This window comes from Haloarcula sp. CBA1122, assembly GCF_009741785.1.
GTDB classification, from domain to species: Archaea; Halobacteriota; Halobacteria; order Halobacteriales; family Haloarculaceae; genus Haloarcula; species Haloarcula hispanica.
The window spans coordinates 23,816-40,130 of the sequence record NZ_WPCB01000011.1 but is presented as its reverse complement, the minus strand read 5'-3'; the positions used below and the strand labels follow the sequence as shown (position 1 = coordinate 40,130).

11 protein-coding genes and 2 pseudogenes are annotated in these 16,315 nt (G+C 54.6%); 7 read left to right on the top strand and 6 right to left on the bottom strand.

Translation table 11 applies throughout. From position 1 onward, the window contains the following. Positions 1-15: 15 nt before the first annotated feature. A pseudogene (locus GJ630_RS19905) lies at positions 16-198 on the bottom strand (IS5/IS1182 family transposase); the annotation flags it as partial. A gap of 842 nt (positions 199-1,040) precedes the next feature. On the opposite strand from GJ630_RS19905, the gene GJ630_RS06455 reads away from it, so the two are divergent. After that, a complete protein-coding gene (locus tag GJ630_RS06455) occupies positions 1,041-2,255 on the top strand; it encodes an ABC transporter substrate-binding protein (RefSeq protein WP_191449579.1) in 1,215 nt (404 codons plus the stop codon). A gap of 62 nt (positions 2,256-2,317) precedes the next feature. Here GJ630_RS06455 and GJ630_RS06450 read toward each other — a convergent pair whose 3' ends face one another. Further along, positions 2,318-2,875, bottom strand: coding sequence for a MarR family transcriptional regulator (locus tag GJ630_RS06450; RefSeq protein ID WP_044952853.1), 558 nt, complete (start codon positions 2,873-2,875; stop codon positions 2,318-2,320). Between the two features lie 25 nt (positions 2,876-2,900). Continuing rightward, positions 2,901-3,557: a hypothetical protein gene (locus GJ630_RS06445; RefSeq protein WP_014031339.1), complete on the bottom strand. Its 657-nt coding sequence runs from the start codon at positions 3,555-3,557 to the stop codon at positions 2,901-2,903. 519 nt (positions 3,558-4,076) lie between these two features. Between GJ630_RS06445 and GJ630_RS06440 the strand changes: the two genes are divergently transcribed. Further along, on the top strand, positions 4,077-4,856 hold the full coding sequence (locus GJ630_RS06440; protein WP_252718733.1) for a hypothetical protein: 780 nt from the start codon (positions 4,077-4,079) through the stop codon (positions 4,854-4,856). 136 nt (positions 4,857-4,992) lie between these two features. Here the strand turns inward: GJ630_RS06440 and GJ630_RS06435 are convergent, their stop codons facing one another. Beyond that, positions 4,993-5,682, bottom strand: a complete 690-nt coding sequence (locus GJ630_RS06435; protein WP_191449578.1) for an NADH-quinone oxidoreductase subunit B — start codon at positions 5,680-5,682, stop codon at positions 4,993-4,995. Between the two features lie 152 nt (positions 5,683-5,834). On the opposite strand from GJ630_RS06435, the gene GJ630_RS06430 reads away from it, so the two are divergent. Together GJ630_RS06430 and GJ630_RS06425 are read left to right on the top strand one after the other, a co-directional pair. Next, positions 5,835-6,428 carry a helix-turn-helix domain-containing protein gene (locus GJ630_RS06430; RefSeq protein ID WP_080510114.1) on the top strand — a complete coding sequence of 198 codons (594 nt, stop codon included), beginning with the start codon at positions 5,835-5,837 and terminating at the stop codon, positions 6,426-6,428. A gap of 1,102 nt (positions 6,429-7,530) precedes the next feature. Continuing rightward, a complete protein-coding gene (locus tag GJ630_RS06425; RefSeq protein WP_004594978.1) occupies positions 7,531-8,775 on the top strand; it encodes a Cdc6/Cdc18 family protein in 1,245 nt (414 codons plus the stop codon). Positions 8,776-9,314: 539 nt separating this feature from the next. Here GJ630_RS06425 and GJ630_RS06420 read toward each other — a convergent pair. Then, a complete protein-coding gene (locus tag GJ630_RS06420) occupies positions 9,315-9,671 on the bottom strand; it encodes a HalOD1 output domain-containing protein (RefSeq protein ID WP_191449577.1) in 357 nt (118 codons plus the stop codon). Positions 9,672-10,167: 496 nt separating this feature from the next. Here GJ630_RS06420 and GJ630_RS06415 point away from each other — a divergent pair, with 496 nt between their 5' ends. Beyond that, the gene (locus GJ630_RS06415; RefSeq protein WP_225308151.1) at positions 10,168-10,638 is read left to right on the top strand and encodes a hypothetical protein; all 471 of its coding nucleotides are present in this window, start codon (positions 10,168-10,170) and stop codon (positions 10,636-10,638) included. A 28-nt stretch (positions 10,639-10,666) separates the two neighbouring features. Here GJ630_RS06415 and GJ630_RS06410 read toward each other — a convergent pair. Further along, positions 10,667-11,265: pseudogene (locus GJ630_RS06410) on the bottom strand (TetR/AcrR family transcriptional regulator). A gap of 483 nt (positions 11,266-11,748) precedes the next feature. Here GJ630_RS06410 and GJ630_RS06405 point away from each other — a divergent pair. Together GJ630_RS06405 and GJ630_RS06400 are read left to right on the top strand one after the other, a co-directional pair. After that, the gene (locus tag GJ630_RS06405; protein WP_014031001.1) at positions 11,749-13,683 is read left to right on the top strand and encodes a COG1361 S-layer family protein; all 1,935 of its coding nucleotides are present in this window, start codon (positions 11,749-11,751) and stop codon (positions 13,681-13,683) included. A gap of 27 nt (positions 13,684-13,710) precedes the next feature. Continuing rightward, entirely contained in the window at positions 13,711-16,203 is a 2,493-nt protein-coding gene (locus tag GJ630_RS06400; RefSeq protein WP_151104058.1) for an RND family transporter, read from the top strand. Positions 16,204-16,315: the final 112 nt, after the last annotated feature.

The window sequence follows — 16,315 nt, the reverse complement described above, 5'->3', positions numbered from 1 at the left end:
CTGTACCGACTGAAGTTACGGAGCAAGTTCGATATTTCTCAGAGTCGCTCTCAGAACGAGTTCACGGATCTGGGCGAACCACGTCCGTGTCCGAAGCGTGTCGCCGTACCGCTGCTTGAGCGAGAAAACCACAGCCTCGACGAGTGACCGTCGATGATCGGTATCGTCGTCATGGCGAGCGGTACGCGCCATATCTATAGTAGCCATTGAAAATCAATGCACTCCTGATCGCACGACAGCAGTGCGATCAGTGTGTACATCGTTTCAATTGTTACTATAGCGGGGAGAACTCTCGGTGTTTGTTCACTGGCCCAACGTGGGGCTCCAGAAGTTCTTCCGGGATCGTCTCAATCATACCTTCCTCAGCGGTCACCGTCTGTAGCCGGTCGAAGTTCCGATAGATCCCTGCCCTCCGCTACCCAATCCGGAACTAGAAATCATATTAGATGATAGTCGTGCGAAGATTTACAGTGTATCGCACCAGGTATCACTTAAAATGGCTGTGCCTCAGAGCTGAAGCAAGTAGGTGTTATAACATCCGTACAGGTGTTATTATTTGACGCCGGCGAACTCGACAGGCTCTCAGCGGCCGCTGGTATCAAAAAATCGTGTTTTGAATAGCAACTATCTGATTGGATGTCGCGGATATCATATCCGGATTAAAATTGAGTACGTGTTATTATCCAAGAGATATCAGCCACAATGTAGAACAATATAGTCGTAGAAGTACGTTTTCACACTTGTATATTGATCTCAGAGATAAGACCGAGTTTCCTGAGTTACAATCTCGGTTTCGGTGTCTAAATATATTACCGGTACATTCATACTTGTCATATTCGACCAACTGTGAGTGTATAGTAGTATATCTATAGTCAATTGTATCATATAGGTGAGATTCACAGACAACTCCGAAGAATCTGTCATAGAACAAAGTTGGTCGAGATTCACGGCGGTGATAGAGTGGTCAGTCCTTCGTCCTGCAAGCGAAGTACACTGGTTAATCCGAAAGCCATATACGTCACATTAGGCCAACCTAAAACATGGACGAGACAGACGGTACAGGTAGTCTCACCAGACGAGACTACCTCTCCGGCGGTGGTCTGCTGCTCGGCACGTCAATCGTAGCCGGCTGCTCCAGTAACGGTGGGGAACCGCCCAGTACAGCAACAGCGAGTGACAAGGAAACGGGCACATCAACCCCGTCAGATGACGGCTCCTACGTTGCCTCGCTTTCTCCTGTCGGAGAGGTCGAGTTCGACTCCGTACCGGAGAAGGTCTTCACGATGTACAATCAGTATGCAGATATGTTAGTCGCGCTTAACCACGGTGACGCGGTCAATTCGATGTTCGTTCCAGAGATGGCTGGGCCATCGATGAACCACTACTACGAACGGCTCTCTGGTGTCTCTTTTGAATGGGAGGACCTTCCGAACCCCTACGATAATTTTAGCAAGGAGTTCTTCTACAGCCTCGGTAGCGACGTTCACTTCCTTGACCCCGCATGGGCGATTACCCAGGAGAACTGGGATATGGGCGATATCGAGGAAATTGTCGACAATGTCGGCCCCTTTTTCGGGAATTTCTACAGCGGAACACACGGTGACCCGCAAGAACCCTACAGTGAGAACTACCATTATTACACGCTGTGGGAGCTGTTCGGTCGTGTCGCCACCGTGTTTCAGGAACGAAAGCGTTACGAGCAACTCAGAGCCGTTCATCAAGAACTCATCGAGACCATCCAGACGGAGCTTCCACCCGAAGAAGATCGACCGACCGCGGTTCGGGTTACACTTGGCGACGGCCAATTCTGGACGTATCACCTGAACCGACCGGGGTTCTGGCTCGCGGACACGCGTCCGCTCGCAGCCAACGACGCCTTCGGGGACGAAACGTGGGACGGTCTCTGGGGTTCGGTCGGCTATGAAACGATGCTGGACGCGGACCCTGACGTAATCCTCCATCTCTGGGGGATGACACCGCGCTACGACATGGACGATGTCCGCGAGAGGCTCGCGTCACACAGCGTTGGAAAAGAACTCGCAGCGGTCAAAGACGACCGCGTATACGCACACGGAATGCGATACCACGGCCCGATCATGAATCTTTTCCAGATCGAAATGACCGCGAAACAGCTCTACCCGGATATCTTTGGCGAGTGGCCACCCTACGAGAACGGGGATTACTATCCAGAGATTCCATCGGATGAGCAGCTTTTCAGCCGCGACCGCGTTGCCCAGATCGTTACGGACGGATAGCTTCGGCTGGTTTCAGCAACGCTGTCGCCCGAATGGAGCAAATCGCCCGATCAGTGTGGGATTCACGACAGGATGATGACGTTGCCGACGCCGCGCCGCTTCCGTTCGATGAGGTTCTTGGCTTCGAGCGTATCGAGGGTCCGGCTGACAGTCGCCTTCGAGAACTCCGTTCGATCGACGATTTCGCTCTGTGGAAGGACCCCATCGGCATCAAGCATGATCTCATACACGATCCGTTCGTTGCTCGCGAGGCGACTCGCAGTCTCTTCCCATTCCTGCCGACGGGCTTCGAGTAGGCCCGCTGTCGGTGCGTGGTCATGGTCAGCGTCCGGCGATCGAGTGTCCGGCGAGTCCATAGTAGACCCCGATGCACCCCGATCGACACGGAACAACGCCACGGCACTCGCACCGGAGGCGAACGCAGCCACTGTGAGTACGGCGATATCGACTGTTCGGATGGACGGCCCCGGAGATCCTGATTGGACAGTGGTCTCGCCGATTGTGACTGTGGCTACTGCCGGCGTGATGAGATGGCCGGCCAGCAAAAGCATCAGGGCGGTCGAGATGACGAAGACGCCTGCCGCGACGACCTCGCTACGTTGGAGGGTGTTTTCGATCATTGTTGAGACCAGCGATGTATCCGGACTACTCCGGTACCCCACGGAGTCGGACGAACGCATCTATCCTCTCGTTTCGGATATCGACGACGACACTGTATCGGGTTTCCCGATCAATCGGTTCAACGACAACCAGTACACGGCGATCACTCAGTCGCTGCTCCGTCCGTTCAATGACGACGACCCCTGCAGTCGTGCCGTTCCGAACGGTGAAGGTGGACTCGTTGACTGCGGTGAGATCGTGCCACTGCGCTGTCGGATCTGCACCGACGACCGCGGCTCTCTCGCTAGCTACCCCGCGTGGAACCGGCCGCATCGTGTACACTGCGTCGGCCGGTGATGCAACGGTATCGGCGACCGACCCGTCCGTCGTGATAATCCGCTTGGCTCGCGCTTGCTTTGAGCGGGACAGTTCGGGCGGTTCCCATGGTGTGGCCCGCACAACGGGGCTCCGGTTGATATTCGTAATCTCGATATGGTTGACAGTTCCGATATCCGATATCAGAACCTCAGTAGTTCTGCCGCTCGTTTCGACGAGTGCATCGTCTTCAATAGCGAACTCGTATCCGGTATCAGCTGTCGCCGTGGCGGCGATACCAGTCGCGGTTGCGAAGACGGCGATACTCACACTGAGGACGGTGAGCGAGAGGACCAACACCAGACGGGACCGTCTAACCGACTCCATGTCCGTCGTGACCGGACGTTTTCGTATGAAAGTGCTGGTTTTCAGTAAACTGAAACGAATGGAACAATCTCTGAAACGCGTTTCAGATCCGTTTCACTCCCGTTTCCAACGGGGGTTTACAATGGTTTTCGTATAACTTCCTGATGCCGTGATCGGGCCAGCACTCACAGCGAGCACACCGGCCCACAGCATATGCTCGGCCCGCCACTGCGAACTCGGCCCGCCGCTACGGGCCCGGCTTTACTGTACTGTGCTACCGACCGCGCTCGTGCGTCCTGTCCGATCACCCCCAAGACAATGAAACGAAAACTTCCCCGCCAACGAAGTGATGCAGATGCATCGTGACTACCGACTCGCAGCGTACGCGGTTGCGGTATCGGCCCTCCTGCTCACTGCCAGCGGCGCAGCGTCGTAGCCGATGGGAGTGCCGGAAATGCCCCATCCGAATCGTCCCCCTCTGAGACCGAATCCAATGAAACGACCGGTAGCATCACAGTTACGAATTCGACGGCGTTCGAGGTGACAACGGTTTCCAACGATAGTGGCACGGTCACGTTCGATCAGGGCGACCGGACCTGTGGTGGCGGGTTCCGTATTGACACCCCGAACCGAACTCGGACTGACATACAGGTCCGCGGTGTCACCGTGACACTTGTCGAACAGCACAGCGGCGAGCCGTTCGACGAAATCGGCCGCGAGCAGTTCGCGTCACTGGTCTGGAAGGAAATATCAGGATACGCGGGGCTCGGCGCGTACGATCACATCGAAGTTCAGGTCAACCAGTACTACGAGACGGTCGCCCGGGACGAACCGTTAGACACCGTCGGCATCCACGCCCGTCCCGTGGACAATTGCCTCCCAGCTGTCGAAGGTGAAGTCGCCCTCAACAGTCAGTCGGTAGCTGTCCGTTCGAGCCACTCGGAGCTCGAAGGCCTCAATCTGAACATTACAGATACGATCGGCGCTCTCAACGAAAGCGAACGGGACTCCATCGACCGGCTCATCGAATCGAACGAACGCACCAGCTACGCCATCCAGACGGAGTTCGACGATCCGGACACGCTGGACGCGACCGTCGTCGAAGCAACAGACGACAGCCAGGTCAAACTCGAACTCACACGGCCAGGCGGCGGTCGCACGGTCGTCGTTCGAATCGATCTCGAATCGGAAACCGTCGAGCGTACCTGGACGAGGGTCGCAGTTGAGCGGATTGACGGTACTGATTCGGTGACAGTCGGTAACCACGGTGAGAATGAAACGACATCGTTCGAAGTGAACTACACTGAAGCTGCGTCGTAAAATCCGAACTGGTCTTCCAAGACACTATTGGGTTTCAGCCACATCGAACCGGAGCGGCAATTACATCGGGGCCGAAGCCCCACCTCAGGTACGTAGTCCGAATCGTACGGTCAAGTCCCCGTAACGACGCAGTAGGTCAGGTCGAGCCAGTCCAGTCGTATCGCATGACGAGGTCGTCCTCGTCGATCTTGCTGGCGAGTTTGTCCACGAGTTCGTCCCGTTCGAGGTCGTCAAACTGCTCCAGTTCGTACGGCTTGACCGTCACCGGCGAGGACTCGCCCTCGGCGATGCGCTCCTGCAGCTTGGCGACGCCGTAGATCAACGCTTCGGGGCGGGGCGGACAGCCCGGGACGTGAATGTCAACCGGAATGACTTGCTCCGCACCTTTGATGACGTTGTATCCTTCCTGAAACGGCCCACCGGAAATAGTACACGACCCCATCGAGACGACGAACTTCGGCTCGGGCATCTGGTCGTACACGCGCTTCATCCGCGGCGCGAACTTCGAAACGATGGTCCCCGGGACGATAATCAGATCTGCCTGTCGCGGTGATGCCCGAGGAACTCCAGCAGCAAAGCGGTCGAGGTCGTGTTTCGTAGCGAGAGTGCCCATCATCTCGATGGTACAACAGGCGATGCCGAACTGCAGCACAAACATCGAGGACCCCCGGACCCAGTTCATGAACGCGTCGAATTTGGTCAGGATGAACGGGGACGAACCGAGCACCTCCCGAAGTGTAGAATTAAATCGGATATCCGTGTTTCTACCACAGCATATCCGTTCATCAGACTGTGCGTCGTCCACATTCCGCCGATCACTGCTCATGAACAGCTACGGATAGATAGTGGGAGCGGATACGCGAACTGTCGTACACACTAGTGTCTTTATGTGGGAGCCGCCACCAGGGCTCGTCCGTGAGATATCTCCGCTTAGAGATCCAGTATGCACCGGAGTATCAGCGTCCGATGCACCGCTTTATGACCGAAAGCGACGCAATCAAACGCGAGTGGCTCGTTACGTGGAAAGTCGGGGTCGAGGACGAGATTGCCTATACGTTGTTTTATATCGTCGGCGATCGCGAACCCTACGAATCGGCGCTTTCTGCGGTCGAAACCATGGAAAGCTACGATATTACACCCGTTCGAGACCAGGCGTTCTACGCGTTCGTCCGTGGCCGGGAGACTGAACAATCACGACAGTTCTACGCGGCGTTCGAACAGCCGACGCTAATGGTGGTCCCACCGGTTGCCTACCGACCGCACGGAGTCGTGTTGTTCGATGTCGTCGGCGAACCCGCCACTCTCGAACAGGTCCGGGATGCACTTCCCGACGGAATCACGGTAAACGTCCAGAAGATCGGCGAATACGATGCCAGCCCTGGAACATTCGCCATCGGCCTCACTTCACGTCAGCGCGAAGCACTCGCCGCAGGACGGGAAGTCGGTTACTACGACGTCCCGCGAAATGGGAGCGTCAAGGACGTCGCCGAGGAGCTCGGTTGTGCTCCGAGTACCGCATCGAATCATCTCAGAAAGGCGCAGGCACGGCTTGTTGAACGCGTATTCAGATGACAGCTAGCGTAGAAGGTATCGATGCACCACGACTGTGTTTGAACCGCTCGAATAGGAGGAAACAGCAGAACAAGATGGAAGGGAACAGCAGAACCCAGCGGGTGGATTGTTGGTTATCGCGATAGCTGGCAGACTGGGCTGTCGCTGAACGTGGGCAAGTAGTATTCAGTGATCGGTTGAGTACAGTAACTGTCGCGGCAGATGGGCAGGAGCGCTGCGACGACTAACGTGACCAATGCGGCGCGAACAGTGAATCCCGGACCAGAAGCAGAACCCGAATCGTTGAGCGGGCAGGATGAAACAGAGAACACCACAGTGTCTGCAGTAACACTTCGTTAGAGGTGTTCTAAACCCATATTACTGCGGACATTGTGGCGTCTGACGGAGAGGTCTGGTGCATAATCGTGAATAGACACCACGATGTCCGCTGTTCTATTGGGACAGTTGAGAAATCATGCGCCGATTACTGCGGACATTGTGGTGTTGCTTCGCCTGGGCCACACCACGATGTCCGCTGTTCTAGTGGGGGTGGACACGAGAACAGCGGACACGGCGGTGTGTGCTTGAACAATAGAAGGGCTATAAATTGGCCACAGAGAGTCTGAAGACCGTAAATTAGGCGAGGAATGGGAGAGAACACTCCCACCCCACTTTGTCCGCTGTTCTTCAAAAGAGAGGGAGGGGGGAAGGAAACAGCCTCATTTGATTCGAAGGGTAGTCAATTTAGAACAGCCTGGATACTATCTGAACTTCATCTAGATAGAATATAGACAGTTTAGATTTTACTTAGTCTCAACTAGATTGTGTCTAGATACTACCCAAATCTTATCTAGACTAGAGATAGCGTCAAGTATTGCTATAGCGTCTTTCTCTATAGCTATTAAACTGCACTACGGTCTAGCTCTCAGCATAGTATTATAAACTTTTCCTTAATGAATAGTTTTTCTGAGTTACCCCCACCTACCGTTTTCTAGTTACTGCGGACATAGTGGGGTGGGAGGGTCCCGCCATTCTTTTATAAGCAATAGAACAGCGGACACTCCGGACACTGCGGACAGGGGTGGTTTTATGTATGTTCCTTCCAATACATCAGGCAACGACTATGGGGATGTTCGAACGCGACACCGAGATCTACTTGGACCGGGATGCCCTCCGGGAAGACTATCAGCCTGAGAACCTCGTCGGGCGTGACACTGAACTAAACCGGTATCGAGCGGCTCTCCAACCCGTAATCAACGGTGAACAGCCCAACAACATCTTCTTGTACGGTAAAACGGGGGTCGGCAAGACTGCTGGTACGCGGTATCTAATTGACCATCTCGAAGAAGACGCAGCGAAATACGAGGATATCGATCTCACGGTAAAGATGCTAAACTGTGATGGCCTCTCCAGTAGTTATCAAATCGCGACCCGACTCGTCAACGAATTCAGGGACGAAACGAGCCAGATCAGTACGACAGGGTATCCTCGTGCAACGGTGTATGACATGCTGTGGACCGAACTCGACTCCTGTGGCGGGACGATCTACATCGTGCTCGACGAAGTCGACCACATCGAAGACGATAGCATTCTTTACCAACTCCCGCGTGCGCGAGCGAACGACAACCTAAGTTCAGCGAAGATCGGTATCATCGGTATCTCGAACGATTTCTCTTTTCGCGATGACCTCTCCCCGAAAGTCAAGAGTTCACTCTGTGAAGAGGAGATCCAGTTCCCCGCATACGACGCGAAGGAGCTGATCCAGATCCTGCAACAGCGCGCTGATGTAGCGTTTCACGACGGCGTCCTCGAAGACGGCGTCATCGAGCTGTGCGCTGCGTACGGAGCGAAAGACGCCGGTGACGCGCGGCAGTCCCTCGACTTGCTCATGAAAACGGGCGACCTGGCCCGCGACAAGGATACGGATACGATTTCGGAAGATCTTGTTAGAGAGGCCCGCGACGTTCTGGAACGTGGCCGGATTCAGGAAGGTATTTCGGGACTGACCCAACACGGTCATCTGGTCGTGTACGCAATGGTTACGCTCGACCAGGAAGGGAAGACGCCGGCCCGGACACGGGATATCAGACCTCGATACACGAACTTCGCCGAAAAGGCAGGGATCGATCCGCTTGTCCCACGCCGGATGCGTGATCACCTCGGCGAGCTGTCGATGTTAGGTATCATCTCGGCAATCGAGCGGAACGAGGGACGACGTGGGGGAACCTATCGCGAGTACTCTCTCGAAATGGACCCGGAGATGATTCTCGCAGCGCTTGAGAAGACTGTCGACGATGTTGGAATCCACAAATCCGTCACTAACCTCGTTGATAGCGAAGCGACGCTTTCGGACTTCCAGTCCACTTAGGAACGGCGGACATGGTGGTGTCGAAACCGATTGATACGTAGCGGTTTTCAGGAGATAGAACAGCGGACATGGTGGTGTTGCCGCCGGTGATTGGAAGCTTCTATCTTCACTTCAAGAGCGTGTAGAACTACGGACACGGTGGTGTCTAATGGTACCGACGCTACCTTTGATGCCATAATCACTACCGCGGAAGCTACCGATATATCTTTTGAGAATCAAATTTGTAGAATATGTTTGCAGCTACCCCCCCCTCTTTCAGGAGAGCCATACTGGATACTAGTTTTCCGGGTCAAACGATAGCTTGTTCGAAAATCGGGGACTCTCTCGTCCATCACTGGGAACGAATCTCTCATTTAACCTATCTCGTAATCCCCTCCCGGCACAGCCCAATCGGACCGATTATTGTAGACTGTCGTGGTCTGGGCCTCCGGTGGTAAGAAGTATGCAATTCAGGCGGTGGACCTTTTGGGATATATCGGCAGTGGAGTGCATATGCAAGGAGGCTACCAACCCAGACGAGATGTCCTGTACCCTCGCGATTAGTTCTTTCTTGCACGGCTGGCGTCAGCGGCCGACAGCTGGATCACACCGTCAGCGCGAACTGTGACGATAATTTTGCGGTATCGAAAGGTGATGTTCTGGCTCGCTGAGCCGATTGACTGGTCTGGCTGTGTACCGAATAGTAGTGTCTCAATGGCATCGACATCGATGTAGTCGTGCAACGGCGACTCACGATATGGTTCTGTTCCCGACTGATCGGCAACGGCCTGAACAATGACCGTAGCAAGCTCCTGGTCGCTGGTTGGATCGTACTGAACTTCAGTTAGAGTGCCGTTCGCTCCCACAAATAGTCCCTCATCCCCATCAGCCTCGTCGCTCTGGCTGTCGTCAGTCATCCACCTAGTAAACAACTGGAACGTACATATAATACATGTATGAATATTCGGGCATAATAACTACTCTCTTCAATCCAATCTTGAATGCGCTAATAGCCATTTTGCTGAGCTATACGGTATAGCTATATTACACTGCATTTATCAGTCTATACACACTCAATGAATCCATTCGTGATCAGAGTGAGATATATGTGATAACAATTGTCATGAACTGGTCGGTAGTATCTGCCCGTTGAGGATATCCGCCCCCATGCATCAACTACCCAGACGGAAGTTACTCGGAGCCATGTGTTCGGGATTGATCGTACTCGCCGGTTGCAGCGGCGAGCAAAATAGTGGATCAGATGAAACAGAGAGTGGCGGCGGAGCCGAACCGTCGCCTGAACCCGGTGAGACAACCGGTACGGATACATCGGCGGTCAGCGGAGCCGACGACAGGTCAGCACAGTTCGGACAGGTCACGCGGTTCCCAGAATCGTACGCGATGACAGCTACAATGCAGTCCGGAGGGCAGACCGTCGAGATGACTGGTCGTTTCTATCAAGGGGATATGTACTGGTCGTTTGACCAGCAGGGACAACAGATGGAAATGTACCGTATCGGGAACAGCACGTACACCGTTACTGGAGGGCAGTGTCTCCGGGGAACGATGCAACAGGGGATGGACCGTGACGAGGTTGATCCGGGTCAGTTCTCGGACCAGCCGGAGGAAAACCCAGACATCACGCCGGTCGGCCGGGATACCATCGATGGCGAGGAAGTGTTGGTGTATGAACTCTCTCAGGACGGCTCTCAGGAGCCGGTCACATACTACATCCTCGCGGACTCCGGGTACCCGCGACGCATCGAAGCCGAGTCAATGCGGTGGGACTTCCACTCGTGGGGTTCGGTCGAGCCGATCCGGAAACCCGAAGGAGACTGCCAGTCGATGCCCGGCGGCGGCATGACGGCTGACGGGGGCAGCTAATCGCTCAGCAGGACCTGACTTTGACCGGCTATTCAGAAAGTAAACAGTTCTCGACATACCGCCGAAATTCGGCTCTCACATCGTCGATAGTCTCCTCGTCACTGGTAATCCGTTCCGCCTGAATGCCGACTAAAACCGTGTGGAACAGCGCGGCTGTCTGAGATGGGTCTTCGACATCAAATGCGCCTGCATCAACACCCGCCCGGATGACACGGGCGATTTGTTTTCGAATAAAGTCATCACTCTGCGAAAGAGGCGATTGTAATCGTCGTCGTGTGCCGCTTGCGCTCGCAGTTCAATTACAGCCTGCGAAAACTCGACATCACTGTTGCTGCTGGTGCCAAATATTTCGTCAACGATTATCTCGATATACTCTTCAGGGGACTGGTTGGGCAGCGGGACCTGATTCTCGACCTGTTCCAGCATATAATCTAGGAGGTCTACCAACAACTCGTCCTTATTGTCGTAATGATGGTATATGAGCGATTGGCTCTTCCCAAACTCGTCACCTATCTTTGAAATAGTAAGATCCGCGTACCCGTGCTGACGTAACGCATAGAATGTAGCTTCAAGTATCTCCTCGCGGGTTCCATCCGGGTTCTGGAAAAAGGATATCTCGTTAGTCATCTTTACGTCGACCGTTTCCTGCTTGTCTACTACGGTTCAAATGGCTCACGGTTTCACCACTCTCTGTAGAGTACTAGACCAATCTGGGTTGTATTTTCTATCATTGAACTGAGTAACGGGTACGGTTGTAGATAACTATATGATTGACTATATATTCAATAACCTTAAGCGTATTGTGGTCCGCTGTCTCAACGGAGCGCACTGGACTGTCCTCAAGCTCACTGTACTCGTACATACATTCCTCCGCTGCCTCACCTTCTAACACCCCATAAGATCTGTAGACCCTGTGTTGACATCGGTGGATGGCGAGGTAATGGTGGCTTTGACTGAACACCAGTTTTCCCTCTGGCCCCGAAAGATACGAAAGCACTATATGTGATTGAACGTTTAGTCAACACCACCAAATGGCTACTCACAAACGAAGAATTCCGAGACGGAGTGTCGCTAGCAACGAGACACGGTTTGAACAAATCCTCAAGTAACATGGCCTCTACAAAGTATAAACTGCTACTTCTGGCTGTAATCGGGATTACCGTCACCAGCGGAACGGCAACCGCTGCGGTCGTTGGGAGCCCCGATATTGCGGCAACGCTTGAAGATGATACCGTCGCTCCGGGTGAACAAAAGACCATAGAAATTTCACTGGTCAACAGCGGGGAACTCGATAGTGGCTCCACTCGAAATCCGGCGTTGAACAACGAGGTAACAACGGCAAAGGGGCTTACTGTGTCACTCGGTTCTGGTGACGCACCCATTTCAGTGAAAAATTCGAAACGAAGCCTCGGCACGCTACAGGCGGGGCCGAAGACGACAGTGCCGTTCGAGATCAGCGTGGACGAAGACGCTAGTTCCGGTACGTACGACGCACAACTGAGACTAAACTATAAGCATACAAGCTACATTTCCGAGGGAACAGGGGCACGAGACGAAGACAGAAAAACTCGCACCGTTGATATTGAAATCGACGTCACCGATGATGCCACCTTCAATGTGACTGATATTGACTCCAATGCACGCGTTGCCTCAACAGGTACGGTGGCAGTTAGCGTCGAAAATACCGGAGATAGCGCCGCACGGGATGCCGCGGTAACGCTCCAATCACAGAATCAGGACCTCGCTGTCAGTGGCGGCGATGCCACCTCACGATTCGTTGATGAGTGGGAACCGGGAGAAGTCCGGACGTTCAACTACCGTGTGAGTTCTGCCGAAGCCGCGGAACCGGAGTCGTACGGATTTGAGCTGTCGGTTGCATTTGATAACGAGGATGGCCTCCGGACACAATCCGTGGGACAGTCCGTCGCAGTCACACCTGACCCGGAACAGCAGTTCTCGGTCGTCAATTCAAGCAGTTCTGTCGCCGTTAGTAACACGGGAACGTACGAGGTTCAACTCCGCAACACAGGCCCGTTGACCGTGAATGACTCGTCTGTTACGTTTGTCTCAGAGAACGCGGATATAACGTTTGGAAAGAGCTCCTCAACAACCGCCTATGTGGGGGAATGGGAACCCGGAGCAGTTCGGACTGTTCGCGTCGATACAACAGCGAGTCCTGATGCCGAGGACCGAAGCTACGCGCTGTCGGCTAACGTACAGTATGAGGATCAAGAGGGCGATACCAGTACCTATGACGATGTCCGGCTAAGCCTCAGTCCTGCGCCTGAGCAGAACTTCGACGTGTCTAACGTCGAAACGTCACTCCAGGCTGGCGAAGACGGCTCACTCAGTGCAACTCTCACAAACACTGGAACGCGTGACGTCGAGAACGTCGTCATCGCATGGGAAAGCCAGCAGTCGACACTGTCGCCAAAAGAATCACAGTACGCTGTTGGAGATCTCGATGCAGGCGAAACGGCCAACTTCAACTTCGGCGTTGACGTGTCCAACAGCGCGGAGGCAGGCGCTCGGCAGTTTGACTTCGGAGTGAGCTACCGCGACGATAACGGCGACAGGGTTGAAGCAGATACACTCGAAGTTCGCTCACAAGTGGCTGGCAGTCAGGACGAATTCGACATCGAAGTGGAAAATTCAACGCTCGGTGTGGGCCAAGACAGGTCAATTACGTTTACAATAACCAACACAAAGAACAAAACACTGACCAGCATTGAGGGGAAGGCGTTCGTCAATGATCCGCTCAGTAGCAGTGACGATGAAACGTTCATCGCTGAACTGGCCCCCGGAGCGTCAGAAACGGTCTCAGTCCAACTCTCGGCGGGCAGCGACGCGCTAGACAAGACCTATCCGCTCAATCTGGACTTCCAGTATGAGACGCCTGACGGCGAAAAACGGGTTTCGGATACCTACAGTCTCCCGATAGAAGTCACGGACCAGTCCGGGGACGGTGGGACGCCACTGTGGCTGGTTGGTGGCATTGGACTCCTTGCCGTTGTTGGCGGCGTCGTCTGGTACAGGCGGCAGTAACCGTCTGAAGCTAACATCTATGTCACAATGCTAGAGTATCAGAAATACATCGACGTATTAGACGATTGGATTGTCAACCGTGACAAGACAGTCGTCGCTGTGTTCATCGTCACAACGCTCATTCTGTCGGCGGGTTTCGGCATGACTGCGACCGACTCAGGGACATCACAGTTCACTGACGGCGTTCCCGCACAGGAAGCGTTCGACGAGGTCAACGACAACTTCGAGCGCGAACCGTTCGGCGAAGGTACTGGCTCTACGACGCTTATCCAGAAGGACCAGAACGTCCTGTCGAAGCCGGCTATCCTCAACATGCTGAAAGCACAGCACCGGCTCGAACAGCGTGAATCACAGGACGTTGTTGGCACGACGAGTGTCGCACAGGCCGTCGCCCAGACGCTCAACCCGGACGCAGAGACACTGCCCGAACAGATCGATACCGTAGAAGCGGCCTCACAGACGGAGATTAAGTCCGCCACCCGAACCACACTTGAGCGCCAGCCGGCAGTTGCAGGGCTACTCAGCAACGATCTAAACCGAGAGGAGCCGTCGGCATCTGCAACACTGACGACTGTCACACACGAGGTTTCAGGTGTCTCAAGCAGTGCTGGGACAGAGGGGTCATCACCACTGACGCCCATTCAGCAGGAAGCGGAGTTCATTGTCAGCTCGGTTGACGGTGATATCTCTGTCTTCGGCAGTGGACTCATCTCCGCAGAGCTGAACAGTGTTATCTCCGATTCGTTGGGACTCGTCGTCCCAGCCGCTGTTGTCCTGATTCTGTTCTTCCTTATTATCGCATACAGGGATCCGTTTGATCTGCTGATTGGCCTCGTCTCCCTTGCGATGGCGATTATCTGGACATTCGGGTTCATGGGATGGGCCAGTATCCCCTTCACGCAGATGCTGATCACGGTCCCGCCGTTGCTCCTTGCCATCGGGATTGACTTCGGGATTCACGCTGTGAACCGATACCGCGAAGAACGGATCGAGGACGTCGAACCAACACCCGCGATGCGGACCGCAACTGACCAGTTGCTCCCAGCGTTCTTTATTGTGACAGGAACGACAGTGCTGGGATTCGCCGCAAACGGGACTAGCCAGCTCGGCCCGATCCGTGACCTCGGGTTCGTGGCCAGCGTCGGGATCATATTCACCTTCCTCATTTTCGGTATCTTCCTCCCGTCGTTCAAGCACTTCATGGACCGGCAGCGTGTGCGATACGACCTCCCCGAATTCAGTATCGCGCCGATCGGCTCTGAGGACTCCGCAGTCGGCAAGTCGCTAACTGTCGGCGTGACAATCGCCCGCCGAGCCCCGTACATATTCTTTGCCCTCGTACTGGTGTCTACGGCGGCCATGGGGGCGTATGGAACTGGGATTGATACCCGGTTCACCACTGAAGACTTCCTCCCACCGGAGGAGAACCCCGGATACGTCGAGGTTCTGCCGGAAGCTGTGGCTCCGAGCGAGTACACAGTCACGAAGCAGATAAATTACCTTGAAGACACGTTCGAGAGCGGTGAGAGTGACACCGTAACGATATACGTCGAAGGGTCGTTACAGGACGGAACGGCGCTCGAGGAGATCCACCGGGCGAACCAGGACCCACCCGACTCCTTCGTTACAGCCGGCGGGAGTGCAGATACCACAAGCATACTTACGGTGATTAACCGCTACAAGCGTGCTTCACCCGAGTTCCGCCAGCTCGTCGAACAGAACGATCAAAACGGTAACGGTGTCCCCGACCAGAATCTCCCGACCATCTACAACGCGCTGTATGATTCGCCGTACGGCGACCGGGCGGAGTCGTACATGACTGATGACTACGCGCGAACGCGCATCGTGTATTCCGTCGAGTCTGATGCGAGTCAGCAGGAAGTGACAGATGATACGAGAGCCGTTGCGGATGAGTTCCGGATGGAAGCGACCGCAACCGGCAGTGTTGTGGTATTGAAAGCTGTCTCGGACGTAATCGCTGAATCTGCGTACATAAGTCTGGCTCTCGCAATTCTCGCGTCTGCAGCGTTCCTGTTTTTCGCCTACTGGCTACTTGAACGGCGTCCCGGGCTGGGCGCTGCGAACCTCGTGCCGATACTGCTCACTATTGCCGCCTTGGCCGCGACAATGCGGTATCTGGATATCCCGTTCAACGTCCTCACCGGAACGACGTTATCAATCGGAATCGGGCTTGGTATCGATTACTCCGCTCACCTCGTGCATCGGTTCTCGGAGGAGTACCGTGGCGATACTGGCTTGCTCGAAGCACTCGACATTAGTGTCCGGGGAACAGGTGGTGCGCTGGCGGGTAGTATGGTCACCACCACATCTGGAACCGGCGTGCTCGTCCTCGCGGTTGTCCCGATCTTGGGCCAGTTTGGATTGTTAATTGCAGTCAGCGTTCTCTATTCGTTCGTGGCGTCCATACTGGTCCTCCCGACGTCAATCGTCATCTGGGACCACGGTCGCGGAACGCTTGAGACACTGCTCTCATCGCGCTCGACACGGAGTGTGAACTAATGCGGCCCGCTCGTTTCGGTTTCCGCCCACCTGTGGCACATGATGAGCAAATTGAGCGGCTTGAGAAAGATCGCTCCGAGGCAGAGCCTGAGGAATTGGCACCGTGCTGTCA